The sequence below is a fragment of the Rhodobacteraceae bacterium D3-12 genome (assembly GCA_025916135.1).
Classification (GTDB): Bacteria; Pseudomonadota; Alphaproteobacteria; order Rhodobacterales; family Rhodobacteraceae; genus JAKGBX01.
Map to the genome: position 1 here is coordinate 74560 of CP104793.1, position 19677 is coordinate 94236.

The following is a 19677-nucleotide window of genomic DNA, read 5'->3' on the forward strand; positions in this document are numbered from 1 at the left end:
GGCTCGCTGCGGGGTGTTCCCGCCGGATTTGCGCGCGTGTGGAGGTGGGGCGCATTTGGATTTGGCAGTTGGGTGATGGGGGCGAGCGGGTCATGAGGGTTTTGGCCAAGAAAGAGCGGTTGGGGTGATTGGGGTGATTGGGGTGATTGGGGTGATTGGGGTGATTGGGGTGATGATATCGCCTTGCGGTGTGACTTCAAGCTGTGGGAGCAGTGGCGGGCGGGCATATGATGGGCGTGTGGCTGGGCCGGTCCAAGGGGTGAGCCGTTTGGAGCAGGGAGTGACGCTTTGTCGTGGCTGTGGCCGAGCGTAAGCGAGGCCACCGGGCGACGCCGTCAGGCGGCGCAAAACCTGCCGTTTCACGCAGCCGACGCTTTAGGAGAGCAAGGCCGAAATCCGGGCGCGGGCCGAGTTGGAGCGGGGTTGCCAGAGGCCCCGGTCAATCGCCTCTTGCAGGCGTTCAGCGATGTCTCGTAGGGCCGGGGCGTTATGGTCGGCGATGAACTGGCGGGTGTCGTCGTCTTCAAGGAATGCCGCTTCGACCATGTCGAAGTGGTGGTTTTTGACCGCGCCTGTGGTGGCGGCAAAGGCGAAGAGATAGTCGACCGAGGCGGCGATTTCAAAGGCGCCTTTGTAGCCGTGGCGTTTGATACCTTCGATCCATTTCGGGTTGACCACGCGGGAGCGCACGACGCGGGCGATTTCATCATCCAGCGTGCGGATGAGCGGGCGTTCCGGGCGGGAATGGTCGTTATGATAGAGCGGCACGGAAGCGCCTTTTAGGGTAGAGACGGCCGCCGCTGCGCCGCCTTCGAATTGGTAGTAATCGTCGCTGTCGAGGATGTCGTGTTCGCGATTGTCCTGATTTTGCACGATGGCGTCGGTGTTGCGCAGGCGCGATTCGAAACCGGGGCGGTCGCGTTTGCCGTCGAGGTTTGCGCCGTAAGCGTAGGAGCCCCATTCGAGATAGGCCTCGGCCAGATCGGCCTTGTCGGACCAGAGGCGTTCGTCGATCATCGCTTGCAGCCCTGCGCCGTAAGCGCCGGGTTTGGAGCCGAAGATGCGCGGGCCGGGAGCGGCGTTGGCGGCGGGGTTGACCTCGGCTGGTTCATCCAAGGCCTGCACGGCGCGGGCGGCGCTGTCGAACAGGGAGATCAGTTGCGGGAAGGCATCGCGGAAAAAGCCGGAAATGCGCAAGGTTACATCGACGCGGGGGCGGCCCAACAGGGAGTGTGGGATGATCTCGAACCCGGTGACGCGGCGGTTGGCGCTGTCCCATTTCGGTTTGACGCCCATGAGGGCGAGCGCTTGGGCGATGTCATCGCCGCCGGTGCGCATATTGGCGGTGCCCCACGCGGTGAGCAGCATGGCGCGCGGCCAATCGCCATGCGTCTGCAGGTGTTTTTCGATCAGCAAGCCAGCGGATTTCCAGCCCAATGCCCAAGCGGTGGGCGTGGGCACGGCGCGGCTGTCGACCGAGTAGAAATTGCGCCCGGTTGGCAATGTGTCGAGCCGCCCGCGGGTGGGCGCGCCGGATGGCGCCGGGGCGACGAATTGCCCTGCAAGGGCGGTGAGGAGGCCCGTGCCTTCTGCCGGGCCGCAAGAGCGCAGGGTGGGGCGGATGTGGTTTGCGATGGTGTGCAAAACGGCGAGGGAGGCGGGGCCGGGGGGCGACGCTCGTCCCGGAGCGGGGTCCGGGACATCGCCCCGCCCGCCGTCCCGTAGTGTGTCATTCAGGAGTGCGATTGCGAGGGTTTCGAGCCGCTCAATCGTGTCGCCGGTTGAGCGCCACGCATCGGGCAGGTTTTCGAGAGCGGCGGGGCGCGGGCCTGTCCATGGCGCGGACATCTCAGCATCGAGCGGGTCGAAATCGAGCCCGAGGTCAGCCGCCAGCGCACGGATCAAAGACGCATCCGCACCGGTGCCATCGCCGCGCGGCACGCGCGTGAGGGCGATGAGCAGGTCGCGTTCCTGTTCGCCCGTTGGCGATTGGCCGAAGATGTGCAGACCGTCGCGGATTTGCGCCTCTTTCAATTCACAGAGGTAGGCGTCGAGTTTGGCGAGGTCTGTGTCCTCATCCGTGCCGGTCATGCCGACGTCTTGGTCAATGCCGGTGGTTGCGGTCAGGGTCAGGATCTCGCGGCGCAGGTGGTCGATACGGCGGGGATCGACGCCTGCGGCCTCGTAATACTCATCAACCAGCGCTTCGAGGTCGCGCAGCGGTCCGTAGGTTTCGGCGCGGGTGAGGGGCGGTGTCAGGTGGTCGATGATGACCGCTTGGGCGCGGCGTTTGGCCTGCGTGCCTTCGCCGGGGTCATTGACGATGAACGGGTAGATATGCGGCGTCGGGCCGAGGGTGGCTTCGGGCCAGCACTCTTGCGACAGGGCGAGAGCCTTGCCCGGGAGCCATTCGAGGTTGCCGTGTTTGCCCATATGCACGATCGCATTGGCGCGGAACTGATGCCGCAGCCAGAAGTAGAACGCGAGGTAGTTATGCGGCGGCACGAGGTCGGGCGAATGGTAGGTGTCGGTCGGGTCGATGTTGTAGCCGCGCGCCGGTTGGATGCCGACCACCACATTGCCGTATTGCAGAACCGAGAGGGAGAAGTGCCCGCAATCGACCGAGCCTTCGGTGTAAAACGGGTCTTGTTCCGGTTTGCCCCAGCGGGTTTCGATGGCTTCGCGCAGGGGCCAAGGCAGTTGGGCGTAGTCGATTTGATAGTCGGCCATCGACATTTGCACGCCGCCAGAGCGCGTGGCGCGGTCGGTGAGCCAATTGGTTGGCCCGGCGAGGATCGCTTGCATCAGGGCGTTGCTGTCGGCGGGCGCGTTCAGGACACGGTAGCCATTGTCGGCCAGCAGATTGAGCGCGTGGATCGTGGCGGCGGGCGTGTCGAGGCCGACGCCATTGGCCAGCCGCCCGTCCTTGTTGGGATAGTTGGCCAGCACCAGAGCGACGCGGCGATCGCCGTTGGCCGTGCTGCGCAGGGCGGCCCAATTGGCGGTGAGTTGGGCGACGAAATCAATCCGGTCACCTTGGGCGCGGTAGGTGGCGATGGGGCATTGGGTGGCCTCGTCAAAAAAGGCTTCGCCCTTGAAGCTGATGGCACGGGTCAGGACGCGGCCATCGACTTCGGGCAGGGCGACATTCATTGCGATGTCACGGGCCGAGAGGCCGGTGAGCCCGTCGCGCCATGCCTCTTCTGTGGTGCCGGCGAACACGGTTTGGAAGATCGGTGCGCCATTGGCCGAGGGCATCGCCAGAGGGTTGTTGGTTGTGGCGTCATCGGCATGGGGCGAGCCGGTGGCGAAGGCGGTGGCGTTGAGGATCACCGCCGGTTGCGTCTGGGTAAAGAGGTGGTCGAGGGTGGCAACCGAGACCGGGTCTTTGAGCGATGCAACGAAGATCGGCAGCGGGTTGAGACCGGCACGCAGGAGCGCACGGGTGAGGCGGTTGACCGGGTTGAGGCCCGCCCCTTGCACCAGAGCGCGGTAGAAGATGACCGGCACCACGGGGGCGTCTGCAACCCAGTTTTCCCGAGCGGCGGAGAGGTCGGCAACGCCAGCGCCGGGCCAATAGACGCCGGCGCGCAAGAGCGGTGAGGCGGGGCCGGGTTTTTCGCCGTTCGAGAGCATGGCCGCGGCATAGGCGAGGAAGCGGGTGGCATTCTGCGGGCCGCCTTCGACGAGGTAGGCCCAGAGCGCGTCATAGTCCGCGTTCGAGATGGTGGAGAGGCCGCGCAGTTCGTCATCGGGTTTGTCATCGCCGGGCAGCAGCACCAGCGGGACACCGGCCTCGTGACAGCGGGCGGCGTATTGTTCGACGCCGTAGCGCCAATAGCCCATGCCACCGAGCACCCGCGCCACGACCATGCGAGATTTGGTGGCGGTGTTGTCGAGGTGGAGATCGACCGACATCGGGTGTTGCAGGTGGGTGAGATTGGCGAGGCGCAGGGAAGGCGGCGCGGTCATTTCGGAGCGGGCTTCGGAGAGGGCGGCGAGTTCGGTATCGGCCGCCGAGATGAAGATCAGGTCAGCCGGGGTTTGGCCGAGGTCTACCGGTTCTTTGCCATCGTCGATCTGTCCGGGGGTGGCGGCGAGGAGGTGCATGTTTGGCGGGCCTTGGCGTTGGGGGAGAGGTGGGGAGCCTCCGGCGGGAATATTTGTGGTCAGATGAAGCGTTGGGGGCGTGTGTGGGGCGGGGGCGGTTTAGGTGAGGGGTTTTTCCATAAAGAGGGAATAGTCGCTTGCGTGATAATCGCCGAACGGGCCGCGATAGGCAAAGCCGTGGCGTTCATAGAGGCGGTGGGCGGCATCGAGGCCGGTGCCGGTTTCGAGGCGCAGCAGGGGCAGGGAGAGGGCGCGGGCGGTGTCTTCGATCTGACGCAGGAGGGCGTCGGCGACGCCGCGGCCACGGGCGGCGGGGGTGGTGAACATGGATTTGACCTCGCCGTAGCCGGGGTAGGTTTTGAGCGCACCGGTGCCGAGGGTTTCGGCGCCCGAGCGGGCGGCGAAAAGGTGGACGGTATCGGCGGCGAGCGCCTCGAGGTCGAGGAAGTGGCAGGTGTCGGCGGGAAAGAGGCTTTGCATCAGCGCATGGGACGCTTGCAGCAGGGTGCGGGTGTCGGGGGCCGTGGGCGAGGAGGGTTCGACGATGATCATGCGCCGAGCGCCTGTTCAATCGCGGCGCGGTCGAGGCCGCTGTGGCCGATCACCACAAGGCGGGTTTCGCGGGGCGCGCCGGGGGCGAAGGGTTGGTCGAAGTAGGTATCGACGCGGGGGCCGACCGCCTGAATGGTGAGGCGCATGGGTTTTCCGGCGACGGCGGCGAACCCTTTGAGGCGCAGGATGGAGTGGGTGCGGATTGTATCGGCGATTTGTTCGGCGAAGGCGGTGGCATCGGCGATTTCGGGGCGGGTGATGACGAAGCTTTCGAAGTCGTCGTGCCCGTGGGAGTGCGCGTGGGGGTGACCGTGTTCATGCGCGTGTTCGTGGGTGTGGGTGTGGGTATGGTCGTCATCGTGGCCGTTATGATGGTCGTGGTCATCATCGTGGTGATGATGGTGGTGGACCTCGTGGCGGGCGTCGAGGTCGGCTTCGGCACCGATGCCTTGGCCGAGGAGCACATCGACGGGCAGGGCGCCCATGCTGGATTGCACCACCTGCACCCCGGCGCGGGCCGAGGATTTGATGCCGGAGGTGGTGGTTTCAAGCTCTGGTGCGCTGAGCAGGTCGGATTTATTGACCACAATCATATCGGCGCAGGCGAGTTGATCTTCGAACAATTCAGAGAGGGGCGTGTCGTGGTCGAGATTGTCATCCGCTGCGCGCTGGGCCTCGATCGCGGCGAGGCTTGCGGCAAAGAGGCCTTCGTTCACCGCCTTGCCATCGACCACCGTCACAACGCCATCAACGGTCACGCGGGTCGAGATGCCGGGCCAGTTGAAGGCGCGCACAAGCGGTTGCGGCAGGGCGAGGCCGGAGGTTTCGATCACGATATGATCGGGCGCATTTTCGCGGGCCAGCAGCGTTTCCATCGTCGGGATGAAATCATCGGCGACGGTGCAGCAGATACAGCCGTTGGAGAGCTCCATGATGTCGTCTTCGGCGCAGGTTTCATCACCGCAGCCCTTGAGCAGGTCGCCATCAACACCAAGGTCGCCGAATTCATTGATGATGAGCGCAATGCGCCGGCCACCGGCGTTTTCGAGCATGTGGCGGATCAGCGTGGTTTTCCCGGCGCCGAGAAAGCCGGTGACGATGGTTGCGGGTGTCTTGGCGGGCATGGGGTGCGGTCCTTTGGCGGAAAGAAAAGGGCGACCGGCGGGGCCGCCCTGATTGTTTGAGTTGCGGTCTCTCTTTTGGGATCAGACGCCAAACAGCGCGCTGAGGATCGGGCCTTCGACCACCTCGAGGGTGAGGAAGACGCCGACGCCGGCCACCATGGCCCCGGCGAGGCGGGCGTTCACTGCGGTGGCTTCGGTTGCGTTGAACAGGGTTTCGGCGATCCAGCCAGCGGCGAGGGCGATGGCGTATTGAATGACGGCGAGGCCGATCAGGTAGCCGATCAGAACGCCGCTGCCCATGGCGGCTTCTTGTTCGGCGATCGGGCCACCGAAGGCGGCGCCGTGGAACAGGCCGAAGCCGGCGAAGACAACAGCGGCCAGCGGCAGCGACATGGCGCGGCCAGACAGCACGATGCCCCCCAGAGCAAGCAAGGAAATCGCGATCACGGTTTCAACCATCGGCACCGCGCCGCCGAACGATACGATCAGCACGCCCGCCATCATGGCGAGGATATAGGCCGCAGGGGCCAGACGCTTTACCCCGGTAAAGAGCGCGGCAACGCCCATCAGCGCCACAAAGAACAGGTGGTCAAACCCCAAGACGGGGTGGCCGATACCCGACATCAACCCGTGCGAGAAGGTTTCCATTGGCAAGCCGCCAAGCGGGTGGTGGGCCAATGCGGGAGTCGCGGCGAGCGTGGTCGCGGCGGTCGCGATCAGAAGTTTTTTCATGGTTAAGTCCCCTTCGGTTCATCCGTTGTTGAAGGGGGCATGTGAGAGGGGCGATGCGTTTTGCGTGGTCTCGACCCTATTACCCTCACGGAACACCCCGTCCGTTAAAATACCCAGACCCCGAGAGGTCCGATGTGCAGGGCTGGTCTCCTGGCTCGCGGGTCGAAACGCTGCGCTACCTTCCCGAACCCGAGGCTCAGTGGCGTATTTGCGCGCGCTCACCGCTTACAGTCGCGGGGGCGGCTGCGGCTGAGGGCCCCGGTTTGGGTCACCCGATCCGCATTCCCATTTCATCCCAAGGGTGTTTCGCACCCCATAGGAACCATGCATGAGCCGATATGGTCGCAATTTCACGGCGCGGTCAAGATCGTTTGCGACAGGGCGTTGGGCGCTTTTGGGGGGGATGCGCGGCGCGTTGGGCAATATCTTGTGGATAAATGAGCGGAAATCCCCAGATCATGGGTGTGCAGCGTTGACTCAGGGGTGGTGCGCCCGTCAAATTCGTCGGAAGCGGCAGAATCAACCTCGCCATCAAGATCACTCATCAGAGCGGACCCCTTTATCCTTGCGTTTTTCCAAGATCAGACTGACCGGGTTCAAGAGTTTCGTCGATCCGACGGAGCTTTTGATTGCTGATGGTTTGACCGGCGTTGTCGGGCCGAATGGCTGTGGCAAGTCGAACCTGCTTGAGGCTCTGCGCTGGGTGATGGGGGAGAACCGGCCGACGGCGATGCGCGGCGGCGGCATGGAGGATGTGATCTTTGCCGGGGCCGCCACGCGACCGGCACGGAATTTCGCCGAAGTCGCGTTGATGATCGACAACTCCGAGCGGCTGGCTCCGGCGGGGTTCAACGACAGTGATGTGTTGGAGATCGTGCGGCGGATCACGCGGGACGTGGGCAGCGCGTATAAGACCAACTCGAAAGACGTGCGGGCGCGTGATGTTCAGATGCTGTTTGCCGATGCCTCGACAGGGGCGCATTCGCCGGCGTTGGTGCGGCAGGGGCAGATCAGCGAGTTGATCAACGCCAAGCCCAAGAACCGGCGGCGCATTCTGGAAGAGGCCGCCGGGATCAGTGGTTTGTATCAGCGCCGCCATGAGGCGGAGTTGAAGTTGAAGGGGGCCGAGAGCAACCTGCTTCGGGTCGATGATGTGATCGAGCAATTGGCGGCGCAGTTGCAGCAATTGGCGCGACAGGCGCGGCAGGCGGCGCGGTATCGCGCGATCGGAGAAGAGCTTCGCCGGGCCGAGGGTTTGTTGCTTTATCGTCGCTGGAAAGAGGCAGACGAGGCGCGGGCCAAAGCGGATGAGGAATTGCGCAACCGGGTGACAGCGGCGGCGCAGGCCGAGAGCGCGGCGCGGGCCGCTGCCAAGGCGCGGCAGGGGTTCGAAGATGCGCTGCCGCCACTGCGCGAGGAAGAGGCGATTGCAGCGGCCGTGTTGCAGCGCCTGCAAGTGCAGCGTGACACGCTGAACGATCAGGAAAGCCGCGCGCTCGAGGCGATTGCCACGCTGGAGCGGCGGATTTCGCAATTGGGCGCGGATATGGAGCGCGAGGCCGGGTTGAACCGCGATGCCGGTGAAACCATCGAGCGGCTGGAATGGGAAGCACGCGAGCTGGCCAAGGCCGGTGAGGGGCATGAGGCCAAGCTGGAGGCTGCTGCGGAAGCGGCGCGGGAAGCGGCGCAGGTTCTGGGCGAGCGCGAGGGCGATCTGGCGCAGTTGACCGAGGATGTGGCGCGGCTTGCGGCGCGGCACCAGTCGGCGCACCGCCTTTTGGATGACAGCCGCAAGACGATGGAGCGCGGCGAGGCCGAAGCGGGTAAGGCCAAGGCGGCGATGGGCGAGGCCGAGGCGGCGCTGTCCAAGGCGCAGGGCGATTACGAGCTTGCGCGGACAGCCGAGACCGAGGCCGAAGCCGCAGCGGAGGCCGCCGAAGAGGCGCTCGCTGCAGCCGAGGTGGCACGGGCCGAAACGCAGGCCCGCGAGGCGGATGCACGCGGTGAGCGCAGCGAGGCCGAGGGCGAGGTCAATGCGCTCTCTGCCGAGGCGACCGCGCTGGCCAAGCTGGTGCAGCGCGACACCGCCGAGGGCGGGCAGATCCTTGACCGGTTACAGGTTGAGCAGGGCTATGAGAAGGCGCTGGGCGCGGCCTTGGCCGATGATCTGCGCGCGCCGGAAGTGGAAGAGGACGGGCCGTCGGGCTGGACGCAATTGCCCGGCTACAAGGCGCCCAACGCGCTGCCCGAGGGGGCGGATGCGCTGACCAATCACGTGTCGGTGCCCGAGGTTCTGGTGCGGCGGATGGGGCAGATCGGCCTTGTCGATGCCGAGGACGGGCCGCGTTTGCAGGCCGCGTTGCAACCGGGTCAGCGGCTGGTCACGCTGGAAGGGGATTTGTGGCGCTGGGACGGGTATCGCGCTTGGGCCGAGGATGCGCCAAGTGCGGCGGCATTGCGGTTGCAACAGCTCAACCGGCTGGAAGCGTTGAAGCAGCAGATGGAAGTCGCCAACGCCCGCGCGATGGGCGCAAAGCAGGCGCATGAGGCGTTGACGCGCCAGTTGACCGAGCAATCAGAGGCCGACCGCGCCGCAAGGGACGCCCGCCGCGCCGCAGATGCGCGGATGAACGAGGCGGCGCGTGCGTTGAGCCGGGCCGAGGCGGATCGCAATCTGGCGGAGTCGCGGCGCGAATCCTCTGGTCTTGCCGTGGCGCGCCACGAAGAAGAGGCGATGGGCGCGCGCAAGCAGTTGGTTGAAGCCGAGCGGGCGGTGGCCGACCTTGGCGATCTGGACGCGGCGCGGGCCGAGGTTGAGGACGTCAAAATGACGGTCGAGGCGGCGCGGATGACGATGATGTCACGCCGCTCGGCCCATGACGAGCTGCGCCGGGAAGGCGAGGCGCGCACGCGGCGCTCTCAGGAAGTGACCAAGGAGGTGTCCGGCTGGAAGCACCGGTTGGAGACTGCCGAGAAGCGCACGGCGGAATTGGCCGAACGCAAGACCGCCTCGGAAGCCGAGTTGAAAGAGGCGACGGCGGCCCCGGCAGAGATTGCCGCCAAGCGCGAAGAACTGAGCGACGCGATTGACGAGGCCGAGGCGCGGCGCAAAAAGGCCGCCGATGCTCTGGCCGAGGCGGAAAACGCGTTGCGCGACGGGGTTGGCGAAGAGCGCGACGCGGAGCGTGCCGCAAGCGAGGCGCGCGAGGCGCGGGCGCGGTCCGAAGCGCGGATGGACGCGGCGAAAGAGACGGTCGCCTATGCCGAGGAGCGCATCGCCGAGGAGCAGGAATGTTCGCCCGCGGAGCTGCTTCAGTCGCTGGAAGCGGACCCCGAGAAGATGCCCGCGTCAGAGGCGATCGAAGCGGATGTGAACCGGTTGAAACGGCAGCGCGATGCGCTGGGCGCGGTGAACCTGAGGGCCGAGGAAGACGCCAAAGAGGTCGAGGAAGAGCACGACGGTTTGGTCAAGGAAAAGACCGACCTTGAGGAAGCGATCCGCACCTTGCGCAACGGCATTGCCAGTTTGAACCGCGAGGGGCGCGAGCGGCTGTTGACGGCGTTTGAACAGGTGAACGGCAACTTTTCCCTATTGTTCAAGCATCTGTTTGGCGGCGGCGAGGCGAACCTTGTGTTGGTGGAAAGCGATGATCCGCTGGAAGCCGGGCTTGAGATCATGTGCCAGCCACCGGGCAAGAAGCTGGCCACGCTGAGCCTGTTGTCGGGGGGCGAACAGACGCTGACTGCGATGGCATTGATTTTCGCGGTGTTTCTGGCCAATCCGGCACCGATCTGTGTGCTCGACGAGGTTGATGCGCCGTTGGATGATGCCAACGTGACGCGGTTTTGTGATCTGCTGGACGAGATGTGCCGCCAGACCGACACGCGGTTTTTGATCATCACCCACCACGCGGTGACGATGGCGCGGATGGACCGGCTGTTTGGCGTCACGATGCAAGAGCAGGGCGTGAGCCAATTGGTGAGCGTTGACCTTAAGAAGGCCGAGCAGATGGTGGCCTGAGGGCTGCTTTGGACTGTGGGGATTGGTGGCGTGGCAGCCACCCTGTGAGCGTCGGCCTGCGAGCGTCGGCGCGCGCGTGGAAACGTCTGTTTCACCGTTTCCCAATCTTGGACGATCTGCACAAAACCCCGATATTATCGCACCCTTGCCAGTATTCTGCCTAATTTCGCCGAGATAACCGATCCTGACAAGAACGAAGAAATGATTTGAGGAAACGCGCATGGATCGTCTGACCGAAATGGAGGCTTTTGCCACCGTCGTGGACCAAGGCGGCTTTACGGACGCTGCGAAGAAGATGGGGATTTCGAAATCCGCCGTCTCCAAGCACGTCTCGTCGCTGGAAGCACGACTGGGCGCGCGTTTGCTGAACCGCACAACGCGCCGGGTGAGCCCCACTGAGATCGGGCTGGCGTATTACGACCGTGCGCGCCGCGTGTTGAATGATGCGGGCGAGGCGGATGCGCTTGTTTCATCAATGCAGAGTGACCCGTCAGGGTTGCTGAGGATCAGCGTGGCGACCGATTTCGGGGTCAATCATCTGAGCCCGGTGCTGGGCGAGTTTCTGGCGGAATTCCCGGATATTACGGTCAATATGGTGTTGAACAACCGCTATGTTGAGTTGATCTCGGAAGGGTTCGACATGGCCATTCGGATTGGTGAGCTGGAAGACAGCACGCTGCGCGCCCGCAAGTTGACCGATACGACGAAGCGGATGATCGCCAGCCCGAAATATTTCGAGCGTTATGGCCGCCCGGATAAGATTGACGATCTGAACGAACACAAGCTTTTGCATTATTCGAGCCAGTCGGCCGGGAATGTCTGGAAGCTGACTGCGCCGTCGGGCGAGAAGCGCCAAGTGCGCACCGCCGGGTGGCTGAGTGTGAACGACGGGCAGAGCCTGCTCAATGCTGCGATTTCGGGGCTGGGCATCGCGTATCTGCCGAGCTTTCTTTACGCTGATGCGATGAAAACGGGCCTTGTTGAGGATGTGATCCCCGAGCTGCCGGTTGAAACGCAGGGCATCTATGCGGTCTATCCGCCGGGCCGGTTTACCCAGCCCAAAGTGCGCGCCTTTATCGACTTTCTGGTGCATTCCTTTGGCGAAAAAGGGCCGAACGACTGGTAAGGCACGATTTAACGAATTCTCCCCTGAACGTCCGTGCGGGGCGTTCAATGCAACCAACTTTGCCCCGGACATTGTTCCGGGGTAATTTTTTGCGGCGGTGCATGTGAGGGGGGGGGGGCGTGCCCAGCCCGAACAGCACCGCAGGTGCCGGGCGATCGCCACCCCGCGGGTCGGCGAGCGCCCGTCACGGCAAGGGCGGGTTACTTGGTGTTGAGCAGGACCGCTTCGACGCGGCGGTTTAGCTCGCGGCCTTGGGCGGTGAGGTTGGTGGCGATTGGCGAGAGGTAGCCCATGCCACCTGCTTCGAGTTGGGCGCGCGGGACGCTATACTCGCTGACCAGCCGTTCAAGCACCGAAGCGGCGCGGCGTTTGGACAGGGCGATATTGCCATCAAGCGCACCGACCGCATCGGTATGGCCGACAAGGGCAACGCGGCGGGACGCATCGGCCAGAAGAAACGCCGAGAGCGCCCCGAGCGACGGGAAATTCCCCGCGCCGAGGGTTGAGGAGCCGGTTTCAAACGCAAGATCGGAGAGGACGGCATGACCGCCCTGTAAAAGCTGTTGATCCAAGGGCAGCGTCGCGCCGGGGATAACGGGCGTTGTGGTGGCGGTGTTGGCCGCTTTGCCCGAGGTGGTGGATTTGGGCGGCGCGCTGCCTTGGGGGGCGATCTGGGTGATCTGGATAAAGCCGGAATTGGCGCTTCGGCTGATCAGGATGGTGACATATTCGGCGCCACCATCCGCGCGCGTTCGCCGCGCGGTGAGGTAGCGAAAGTCGAACAGGTCAACATGCATGTCCGGTTCGGGGAAGACGGTGATCTGGTAACGGAAATCAAAGCCACCACAGGCGGGGGCGTCGCATTCAAACAGGGTTTCGAACCCCGCCTTTACCAGTTGATCACGCAGGGGGTGCAAAAGTTGCAGAGTGGTGACGCCCTGTGCATGGATACGCCAAGCGGCGCGGGTGACTTGCCCTTCGAGCGTTTGGGTCGGCACGGTGCCATCCAGCACCGGCCCGGTGGCGATGTTAAAGCTCGTGACTGCGCTTGGCGTGCGGGCGGTTTCGACGGCGTTGCGCGGCAAGGTGAGGTCAACCGCCCCAGCCGCGCCGGGCAGGGTTACGCAGAACCCCAGCAGGGCCACGCATAGCGCCAGAGGGGCAAGGGCAAAGCGCCCGCGCCCGACCGGTGCATTAAGAGAGCGATCAGCGCGATTGCGCGTGGTATTCATCATTCGGGCGCATATCCGTGGCCGACGCCACGCGGTTGGTCATGTTATAGAAGCCAGCCACATTGGCGATGTCCCAGATATCGCGATCAGAGAAGCCGGCGGCCCGCAGGGCGTCGCGGTCGCTTTCTTCGATCTTGTGGCTTTCGGTGGTCATCTTTTCGGCAAAGGCGAGCATGGCGTATTGGCGCGCATCAAGGTCGGCCGCACGCCAGTTCATCACCATCATTTCGCCCAGTATCGGATCACCAGAGAGCGCGCGCACGGCCTGACCGTGGGCGGTGAGGCAGTAAAAGCATTTGTTGATCGAGCTGACGGCGACGGCGATCATTTCGCGTTCGAGTTTCGTAAGCCCGCTGTTGCCGAGCATCAGGTCGTTATAAAGCGCGGTGAAGGTGTTCAGCTTTTCAATATCAAAGGCATAGGATTGAAGCACATTTGGGATCAGCCCCAGCTTGTCCTGACAGATGTCGAAATACTTTTGCGTCGCTTCGGGCAGCGGATCGGTCATTGGCAGGTCAAGCGCGGTGGGTTGTTTAGCAGTGCTCATTGAAGCGGCCCTCAGTTATTGGTCAGTTTGCGATAGTGATACTGTCCCACAAGCGTCATGGAGAGGGAAGAGTAGAGCGCATTGGCGCCGACGTTGGCCTGTGTGCAGACCACGGAAACATGGCTGGCCCCCTGTTCGGCGGCCCAGAACCCGGCCCGGCGCATGACCCATTTGCCAAGCCCCTGTCCGCGCTGTTCGGGCAGGATTTCAAGCGCGTGGAGCATGGCGATATTGTTATGGATCGCAACATAGGCACAGCCACCGGGGTGGTCACGCCAGCGGGCAACGATTGAGGTTTTTGGGTGGGCGGCACGCTCCATCACGGCGATACGTCCGGGGCCGATGCCGCCTTCCGCCCACATGTCACGCATGATGGCGAGCGGTTCCCAGACCGGGATGGCGGTGACGGGGGGGACCGGTTCGGTGGTGAGCTGCTCCACCGGGCAGACATACATGTTGACCGGGTCAACGATGTCATAGCCACGCGCGGCAAGCTGGGCGTCGAGCGCCTCTTGTCCTTGGCGGATCATGAAGAGGCAGGGCTGTTCCATCGCACGCATCTGTGCTTCGGCGTCGGCCAGTTCGCTGTCGCTGACCGGGCGGTTCGCGGTGGTCGCGCTGACCCGCTGGCCGCCGTCTTGACCTAGGCGATAGGTGAACGGGTCGGTTTGGGTTGTGCGGGCGGCAGGCCAGGTGCCGTCGACAACATCGTAAAGGGTGCGCGCGTCAGGAAGCGTCATCGGGAAACAACCTTGAGAGGGATTGCATGGCGGCGTCGATCCGTGCGCCGTCATGGCCGCGAATGACGATATTTGAACCAAACGCCCCGGAGTGGGAGAACGGGTAGGAGCCGATCGAGAGGTCGGGGAACTCTGCCGCCAGTTCGCCCAGCGGACCGGCGATGATGCCTTCGCCCTGATTGATGCGCAACGTCTGGCTGAGCAGGGGTGCTCCGCCGGTGAGCGTGGGCAGGACCGAGGCGACCATGGCCTCGAATATCTGCGGCACCCCGGCCATGACATGCACGTTTTCAAGGGTAAAACCGGGGGCGGCGCTGATCGGGTTGTCGATCAGGCTGGCCCCGTCGGGAATGCGCGCCATGCGCAGGCGGGCGGCGTTCAGCTCGGTCCCGGAGCGCTCGTAATGCGCCTCCAATATGGCGCGGGCGTCGGCGCGGATGTCGATCGGGGTGTCGAACGCGGCGGCGATGCAATCGGCGGTGATGTCGTCATGGGTCGGGCCGATCCCGCCCGAGGTGAAGACATGGGTGTATTGGGCGGCCAGCGTGCGGGTGGCGTCGGTGATGGCGTCGGCTTTGTCCGAGATCATCCGGGCTTCGCAAAGGTCGATACCTGCGCGGGTAAGCTCTTTGGCGAGGAAATGCATGTTGGCGTCGCGGGTGCGCCCCGAGAGGATCTCGTCTCCGATGACCAGCATGGCGGCGGTGGGGTTGGGCATGGGTGGTTCCTTGGCAAGGGCGCGTCAGGCATCTATAGGCCTAGTCCCATGCGCTTTCAAACCCCTCTTCAACCCGCGCGCCTGATCCGGCGCTATAAACGCTTTCTCGCGGATATCCGGCTCGAGGCCGATGATCGCGAGGTGGTGGCGCATTGCGCCAACCCCGGCAGCATGATGGGGCTGGCCGAAGAGGGGATGCGGATCTGGGTCGAGCCCAATGACGATCCGAAGAAAAAGCTGAAATACGGCTGGCGGCTGGTCGATCACGAGAACGGGCATTTCACCGGCGTGGATACAAGCGTGCCCAACCGGGCGCTGAAAGCGGCCTTGATGGCGGGCGAGGTACCGGGCCTTGTCGCGCCAATGGTGCGCCCCGAAGTGAAATACGGCGAGAACAGCCGGATTGATTTCCTGCTCAGCGGGGCCGGACCGGACACCTATGTCGAAGTGAAGTCGGTCACGCTGATGCGGCAAAAAGGGCTGGCCGAATTCCCGGATTCGGTTACTGCGCGCGGGCTGAAGCATCTCGAAGAACTCGCCCGCGTGGCCAATAGCGGTGCGCGGGCGGTGATGTTCTATCTCGTGCAGCGCACCGATTGCGAGAGCGTTACGATAGCCGCGGATATCGACCCGGCCTATGGCGACGCCCTGATCCGCGCCCGCGCTGCTGGCGTCGAGGTCATGGCGATGGATTGCAAAATCACGCCACAAGAGATCACACTCGGCCGCGCCCTCCCCTTCGTGGCCTGAATTGCCGCCTTCAGGCGTTCCCGCCCGCCCTCCCCACGCCTTCAGGCGGCAATGGGGCCCGACCAAATCAAGAGCGCGCTTGCAGTGCGTACGGGAGCCTCCGGCGGGGATATTTATGGTCAGATGAAGCTCTGGACACTTTGCTTCATCTGACCGGAAGTATCCCGGGGGTTTGGGGGCTGGCCCCCAATCTAACCTGCGTTTGGGGGCTGGCCCCCAATTGAGCCTGTGTTTGGGGGCTGGCCTCCAACTGACTAAACCTGTGCGCCGTTAGGCGCTCGATTGAATTAGGTCCAGTCGAGGACGACTTTGCCGCTTTGGCCGGACAACATGGTGTTGAAGCCTTCAACATAGTCGTCGGCGGAGAAGCGGTGGGTGATGACCCCACGCACGTCTAGGCCGTTTTCGAGCATGGCGAGCATTTTATACCATGTTTCGAAGATTTCCCGGCCGTAGACGCCTTTGATCGTGATGGCTTTGAACACGATTTTTGACCAATCTACGGGGGATTTTCCGGGCGGGATGCCGAGCAGGGCGATGCGGCCGCCCATGACCATGTTGTCGACCATCTGATCCAGCGCCGTTTGGTTGCCGGACATCTCGAGCCCGACGTCGAAGCCTTCTTTCATGCGCAGGGCGCCTTCGACCTCGCGCAGGTCTTGGGTGGCGACGTTGACGGGGACCACGTCGGCGACCTCGGCGGCGAGGTCGAGGCGGGCTTGGTTTACGTCTGTGATTACAACATGGCGGGCGCCGACGTGGCGGGCGACGCAGGCGGCCATGATCCCGATGGGGCCGGCGCCGGTGATCAGCACGTCTTCGCCGATCAGATCGAAGCTGAGCGCGGTATGGACCGCGTTGCCGAGCGGATCGAGGATCGCGCCGATGTCGTCATCCACCGCGTCGGGCAGGGGCACGACGTTGAAGGCGGGGAGCTTGAGATATTGGGCAAATGCGCCTTGTTCGTTGATGCCGATGCCGCGGGTTTGCGGGTCGAGGTGGAATTTTCCGGCCCGTGATTGGCGCGAGGTTTTGCCGATCAGGTGGCCTTCGCCGGAGCAGCGTTGGCCGAGTTCGAGCCCTTCGACATCGCGGCCGATCTCGACGATTTCGCCGGCGAATTCATGGCCGGTGATCAGCGGGGTGGGGATGGTGCGTGCGGCCCAGTTATCCCAGTTCCAGATGTGGATATCGGTGCCGCAGATGCCGGTTTTGTTGACACGGATCAGCACGTCTTCGGGGCCGATTTCCGGCACCGGGACATGGGTGAGCGAGAGGCCGGGACCGGGCGCGGGTTTTTGCAGGGCTTTCATCTGGTTGGTCATGTGGGGGCTCCGGTGCGGCGAAGGGCGAGCCAGGTCCATGTGACACCGGCGTCGCGGTTGGTTTGCTGGAGGGAGGGCGCGGGGATGCGGGCGTGTTCGAGCAGGGCGTGCGGCGTGAACAGTTTGGCGGTGTCGGTTGCGTCGACAGGATAGACCGGCAGGCCGGGGTGGGATGGGCCAGAGCGCAGCGACATGAGCAACAGGCCAGAGGGCGCAAGCAGGCGCGAGATTGACGCCGCCGCGCGGGTGAGGTCAGCGGGCGCGACGTGGTGCCAGACGCCCGACAGGGTGATGAGGTCGAAGCGTGCGGCGCCTTTGCTGAGCGCCGGGAGGTCGGGCAGGCCGTCTTGCAGCCATGTCACGCGGCTGTCGGTGGTGCGGGCTTTTTCAAAGAAGCCTGCGACCGGCTCGGTCGCGGTGACGGTATGGCCAAGATCGGCGAGCCAGCGGGCATCGCGGCCCGTGCCTGCGCCGATGTCGAGCACATGGGCAGGCCCATCGGGCAGTAAGGCGCGGACGGGGGCAAAATGCGCCTCGACCGGGACAGCATCATAGCGGTCGGCCAGCATATCGGCGTGCTCGGCGTAGAAGCTTATGGCGTCATCGCTCATGACAGCACGCCGGTGTCGTGGCCCGCTTGGGTGAAGGCATCAAGCGCGAAATCGAGATCGGCGCGGGTGAGGGCGGCGTTCATTTGCGTGCGGATGCGGGCGGTGCCCTTGGGGACAACCGGGAAGAAGAACCCGGCGACATAGACGCCAAGCTCGCCCAGCCGTGCGGCCATCTCTTGCGAGGCGCGGGCATCGCCGGTCATCACCGGGATGATCGGGTGTTCGCCGGGCAGGAGGGTGAAGCCGCGCTCTGCGAGGCCCGCGCGCCAATGGGCGGCGTTGTCAAACAGCGCGGTGCGCAGGTCGTCGCCCTGTTCGACAATATCGAGCGCGGCAATGCCAGCCGCGCAGATCATCGGCGGCAGCGCATTGGAGAAGAGATAGGGCCGCGCGCGTTGGCGCAAAAGGTCGATGACCGGCTGAGGCCCGGCGATATAGCCGCCGAGCGCGCCGCCCAACGCTTTGCCCAAAGTGCCAGTGACGATATCGATTTTTTGGCCCACGCCGAAGTGGTGGCCGGTGCCTTGGCCCTTTGGCCCCATGAAGCCGGTGGCGTGGCAATCATCGACCATCACCAGCGCCTCGTATTGTTCGGCTAATGCCGTGATCTCGGGCAGCGGGGCGAGGTATCCGTCCATCGAGAACACGCCATCGGTGGCGATCATGATGTGGCGCGCACCATCCGCGCGGGCGGCTTTCAGCTGGCCCTCGAGATCGTTCATATCGGCGTTGGCGTAGCGGTAGCGTTTCGCCTTGCAGAGCCGTACCCCGTCGATGATCGAGGCGTGGTTGAGCGCATCGGAGATGATCGCATCCTCAGGCCCGAGGAGCGGTTCGAACAGCCCGCCGTTGGCATCAAAACAGGCGGCAAAGAGGATGGCGTCGTCTTTTTCAAGAAAAGCCGCGAGCCGGGTTTCCAAGGCGCGGTGCAGATCATGGGTGCCGCAGATGAAACGTACCGAGGCCATGCCGAAGCCATCGGCATCAAGCGCCTGTTTGGCGGCGCCGATCAGCGCGGGATTGTCGGCAAGCCCGAGGTAGTTATTGGCGCAGAGGTTGAGCATGTCGCGCCCGGCCACGTCGATATGGGCCGCTTGGGGCGAGGTGATGTTGCGTTCGCGTTTCATCAGGCCGTCGGCGTCGATTTCGTCCAGCGTGGCACGGATTTGGGTCAGGAATTCGGTGGTCATGGCAGTGATTCCTTTGCTTTGCGCGAGGTGGTTCTGTTATCTGGGATATGCAGCCGTTATAGTGGATGTGTCAATATTAAAGATACGCTGTGCGTTATGTTGGACGCTGGGCGTCCGCTAGCCGACCTATCCGCCAGCCAGTCCATCCGCCAGTTCACTTGTCCCGCCTACTGCTCAGCGATGTTTGACGATCAGCAGCAGGCGTGCGCCGTTGGGGGCGGCGATCTCGTGCGGGAGATCGGCGCGGTAGCGCAGCGTGTCGCCTTGGGACAGGGTTGCCGTGTCATCGCCGGAGGTAACGGTGACGCTGCCGGTAAGCAGGGTCAGGTGTTCGACCGTGCCTTTGTCATGTGCCGCGCTGGAGAGCAGGCCGCCGGGTTTGAAGCCGATGTCGTAAACCTCGGTTTTGCCGACGTCTTCGGTGGGCGAGAGGATGCGGATCTCGCAGGCGGTGCCGTTTTCGGTAAAGCGGGGCGTATCGGCGGCGCGCATATGGTCGATGATCGCGCTGGCCGTGGCGCTGCGGTCATCCAGCAGGCCGGCGAAATCGACATTGAGCGCGCGGGTGAGGTTCCACAGGCTGGCCACGGTCGGAGATGAGGCGCCGCGCTCGATCTGGCTGAGCATGGAGCGGGACACGCCGGAGAGGCGCGACAGCGCTTCGAGGCTGAGCCCTTTGTCGGAGCGGGCCTGTTTCAGCCGTTCGGCCAGCCGCAGCGTTATGTCGGGGTTTTGCACCATGCCAACAGGGTTTAGCGGGGCGGGTGGCCCGCTGGCAAGGGGGATGTCGGGGCTTTGGCCGTGTTGGGTTGTGCCGGGGTGGGTGCGCGCGCGGTGATGTGACAATTCACCGCCAGCCGCCTATGGCTCTTGCGCGGGTTCTGTCCTAAATAGGGCTT

Annotated in this window: 15 protein-coding genes and 1 riboswitch; of the genes, 3 read left to right on the top strand and 12 right to left on the bottom strand. The window is 64.1% G+C overall.

The window, feature by feature from the left end; genetic code table 11:
* Positions 1 to 375: 375 nt before the first annotated feature.
* The 4 genes from cobN to N4R57_00370 form a co-directional block, all read right to left on the bottom strand.
* Positions 376 to 4110 (bottom strand): cobaltochelatase subunit CobN, encoded by a 3735-nt coding sequence (gene cobN / locus N4R57_00355; protein ID UYV37610.1) that lies wholly within the window; start codon positions 4108 to 4110, stop codon positions 376 to 378.
* A 99-nt stretch (positions 4111 to 4209) separates the two neighbouring features.
* On the bottom strand, positions 4210 to 4662 hold the full coding sequence (locus tag N4R57_00360; protein ID UYV37611.1) for a GNAT family N-acetyltransferase: 453 nt from the start codon (positions 4660 to 4662) through the stop codon (positions 4210 to 4212).
* Positions 4659 to 5786 (bottom strand): cobalamin biosynthesis protein CobW, encoded by a 1128-nt coding sequence (gene cobW / locus N4R57_00365; GenBank protein UYV37612.1) that lies wholly within the window; start codon positions 5784 to 5786, stop codon positions 4659 to 4661. The genes N4R57_00360 and cobW overlap by 4 nt, the downstream gene beginning before the upstream one ends.
* Before the next feature lie 81 nt (positions 5787 to 5867).
* The gene (locus tag N4R57_00370; GenBank protein UYV37613.1) at positions 5868 to 6518 is read right to left on the bottom strand and encodes a HupE/UreJ family protein; all 651 of its coding nucleotides are present in this window, start codon (positions 6516 to 6518) and stop codon (positions 5868 to 5870) included.
* Between the two features lie 122 nt (positions 6519 to 6640).
* A riboswitch (cobalamin riboswitch) is annotated at positions 6641 to 6860 on the bottom strand.
* Positions 6861 to 7083: 223 nt separating this feature from the next.
* Here N4R57_00370 and smc point away from each other — a divergent pair.
* Together smc and N4R57_00380 are read left to right on the top strand one after the other, a co-directional pair.
* Complete coding sequence (gene smc / locus N4R57_00375) at positions 7084 to 10539, top strand: chromosome segregation protein SMC (protein ID UYV37614.1); 3456 nt, start codon at positions 7084 to 7086, stop codon at positions 10537 to 10539.
* A 220-nt stretch (positions 10540 to 10759) separates the two neighbouring features.
* Positions 10760 to 11665, top strand: coding sequence for a LysR family transcriptional regulator (locus N4R57_00380; protein ID UYV37615.1), 906 nt, complete (start codon positions 10760 to 10762; stop codon positions 11663 to 11665).
* A 200-nt stretch (positions 11666 to 11865) separates the two neighbouring features.
* Here the strand turns inward: N4R57_00380 and N4R57_00385 are convergent, their stop codons facing one another.
* From N4R57_00385 to N4R57_00400, 4 genes are read right to left on the bottom strand one after another with little or no spacing between them, the layout of a single operon-like run.
* Positions 11866 to 12900, bottom strand: a complete 1035-nt coding sequence (locus N4R57_00385) for an OmpA family protein (GenBank protein ID UYV37616.1) — start codon at positions 12898 to 12900, stop codon at positions 11866 to 11868.
* Positions 12872 to 13444 carry a peroxidase-related enzyme gene (locus tag N4R57_00390; protein ID UYV37617.1) on the bottom strand — a complete coding sequence of 191 codons (573 nt, stop codon included), beginning with the start codon at positions 13442 to 13444 and terminating at the stop codon, positions 12872 to 12874. Before N4R57_00390 ends, N4R57_00385 begins: the two co-directional genes overlap by 29 nt.
* A gap of 11 nt (positions 13445 to 13455) precedes the next feature.
* Positions 13456 to 14184, bottom strand: a complete 729-nt coding sequence (locus N4R57_00395) for a GNAT family N-acetyltransferase (protein UYV37618.1) — start codon at positions 14182 to 14184, stop codon at positions 13456 to 13458.
* Positions 14171 to 14902 (bottom strand): molybdopterin-binding protein, encoded by a 732-nt coding sequence (locus N4R57_00400; protein UYV37619.1) that lies wholly within the window; start codon positions 14900 to 14902, stop codon positions 14171 to 14173. Before N4R57_00400 ends, N4R57_00395 begins: the two co-directional genes overlap by 14 nt.
* Before the next feature lie 48 nt (positions 14903 to 14950).
* Between N4R57_00400 and sfsA the strand changes: the two genes are divergently transcribed.
* Entirely contained in the window at positions 14951 to 15652 is a 702-nt protein-coding gene (gene sfsA, locus N4R57_00405) for a DNA/RNA nuclease SfsA (protein UYV37620.1), read from the top strand.
* A 287-nt stretch (positions 15653 to 15939) separates the two neighbouring features.
* On the opposite strand, the gene tdh is transcribed toward sfsA, so the two are convergent.
* The 4 genes from tdh to N4R57_00425 form a co-directional block, all read right to left on the bottom strand.
* Positions 15940 to 16977: an L-threonine 3-dehydrogenase gene (gene tdh, locus N4R57_00410; GenBank protein ID UYV37621.1), complete on the bottom strand. Its 1038-nt coding sequence runs from the start codon at positions 16975 to 16977 to the stop codon at positions 15940 to 15942.
* Positions 16974 to 17588: a methyltransferase domain-containing protein gene (locus N4R57_00415; protein ID UYV37622.1), complete on the bottom strand. Its 615-nt coding sequence runs from the start codon at positions 17586 to 17588 to the stop codon at positions 16974 to 16976. Before N4R57_00415 ends, tdh begins: the two co-directional genes overlap by 4 nt.
* The gene (locus N4R57_00420) at positions 17585 to 18778 is read right to left on the bottom strand and encodes a glycine C-acetyltransferase (GenBank protein UYV37623.1); all 1194 of its coding nucleotides are present in this window, start codon (positions 18776 to 18778) and stop codon (positions 17585 to 17587) included. The genes N4R57_00415 and N4R57_00420 overlap by 4 nt, the downstream gene beginning before the upstream one ends.
* 174 nt (positions 18779 to 18952) lie before the next feature.
* Positions 18953 to 19519: an XRE family transcriptional regulator gene (locus N4R57_00425; GenBank protein ID UYV39481.1), complete on the bottom strand. Its 567-nt coding sequence runs from the start codon at positions 19517 to 19519 to the stop codon at positions 18953 to 18955.
* Between the last annotated feature and the right edge of the window lie 158 nt (positions 19520 to 19677).

Coding starts and splice junctions, on each gene's coding strand:
- cobN (UYV37610.1), bottom strand. CDS start 4,110: ATGCACCTCCTCGCCGCCACCCCCGGACAGATCGACGATGGCAAAGAA.
- N4R57_00395 (UYV37618.1), bottom strand. CDS start 14,184: ATGACGCTTCCTGACGCGCGCACCCTTTACGATGTTGTCGACGGCACC.
- N4R57_00425 (UYV39481.1), bottom strand. CDS start 19,519: ATGGTGCAAAACCCCGACATAACGCTGCGGCTGGCCGAACGGCTGAAA.
- cobW (UYV37612.1), bottom strand. CDS start 5,786: ATGCCCGCCAAGACACCCGCAACCATCGTCACCGGCTTTCTCGGCGCC.
- N4R57_00385 (UYV37616.1), bottom strand. CDS start 12,900: ATGATGAATACCACGCGCAATCGCGCTGATCGCTCTCTTAATGCACCG.
- tdh (UYV37621.1), bottom strand. CDS start 16,977: ATGACCAACCAGATGAAAGCCCTGCAAAAACCCGCGCCCGGTCCCGGC.
- N4R57_00415 (UYV37622.1), bottom strand. CDS start 17,588: ATGAGCGATGACGCCATAAGCTTCTACGCCGAGCACGCCGATATGCTG.
- N4R57_00390 (UYV37617.1), bottom strand. CDS start 13,444: ATGAGCACTGCTAAACAACCCACCGCGCTTGACCTGCCAATGACCGAT.
- N4R57_00380 (UYV37615.1), top strand. CDS start 10,760: ATGGATCGTCTGACCGAAATGGAGGCTTTTGCCACCGTCGTGGACCAA.
- N4R57_00400 (UYV37619.1), bottom strand. CDS start 14,902: ATGCCCAACCCCACCGCCGCCATGCTGGTCATCGGAGACGAGATCCTC.
- N4R57_00360 (UYV37611.1), bottom strand. CDS start 4,662: ATGATCATCGTCGAACCCTCCTCGCCCACGGCCCCCGACACCCGCACC.
- N4R57_00420 (UYV37623.1), bottom strand. CDS start 18,778: ATGACCACCGAATTCCTGACCCAAATCCGTGCCACGCTGGACGAAATC.
- N4R57_00370 (UYV37613.1), bottom strand. CDS start 6,518: ATGAAAAAACTTCTGATCGCGACCGCCGCGACCACGCTCGCCGCGACT.
- sfsA (UYV37620.1), top strand. CDS start 14,951: ATGCGCTTTCAAACCCCTCTTCAACCCGCGCGCCTGATCCGGCGCTAT.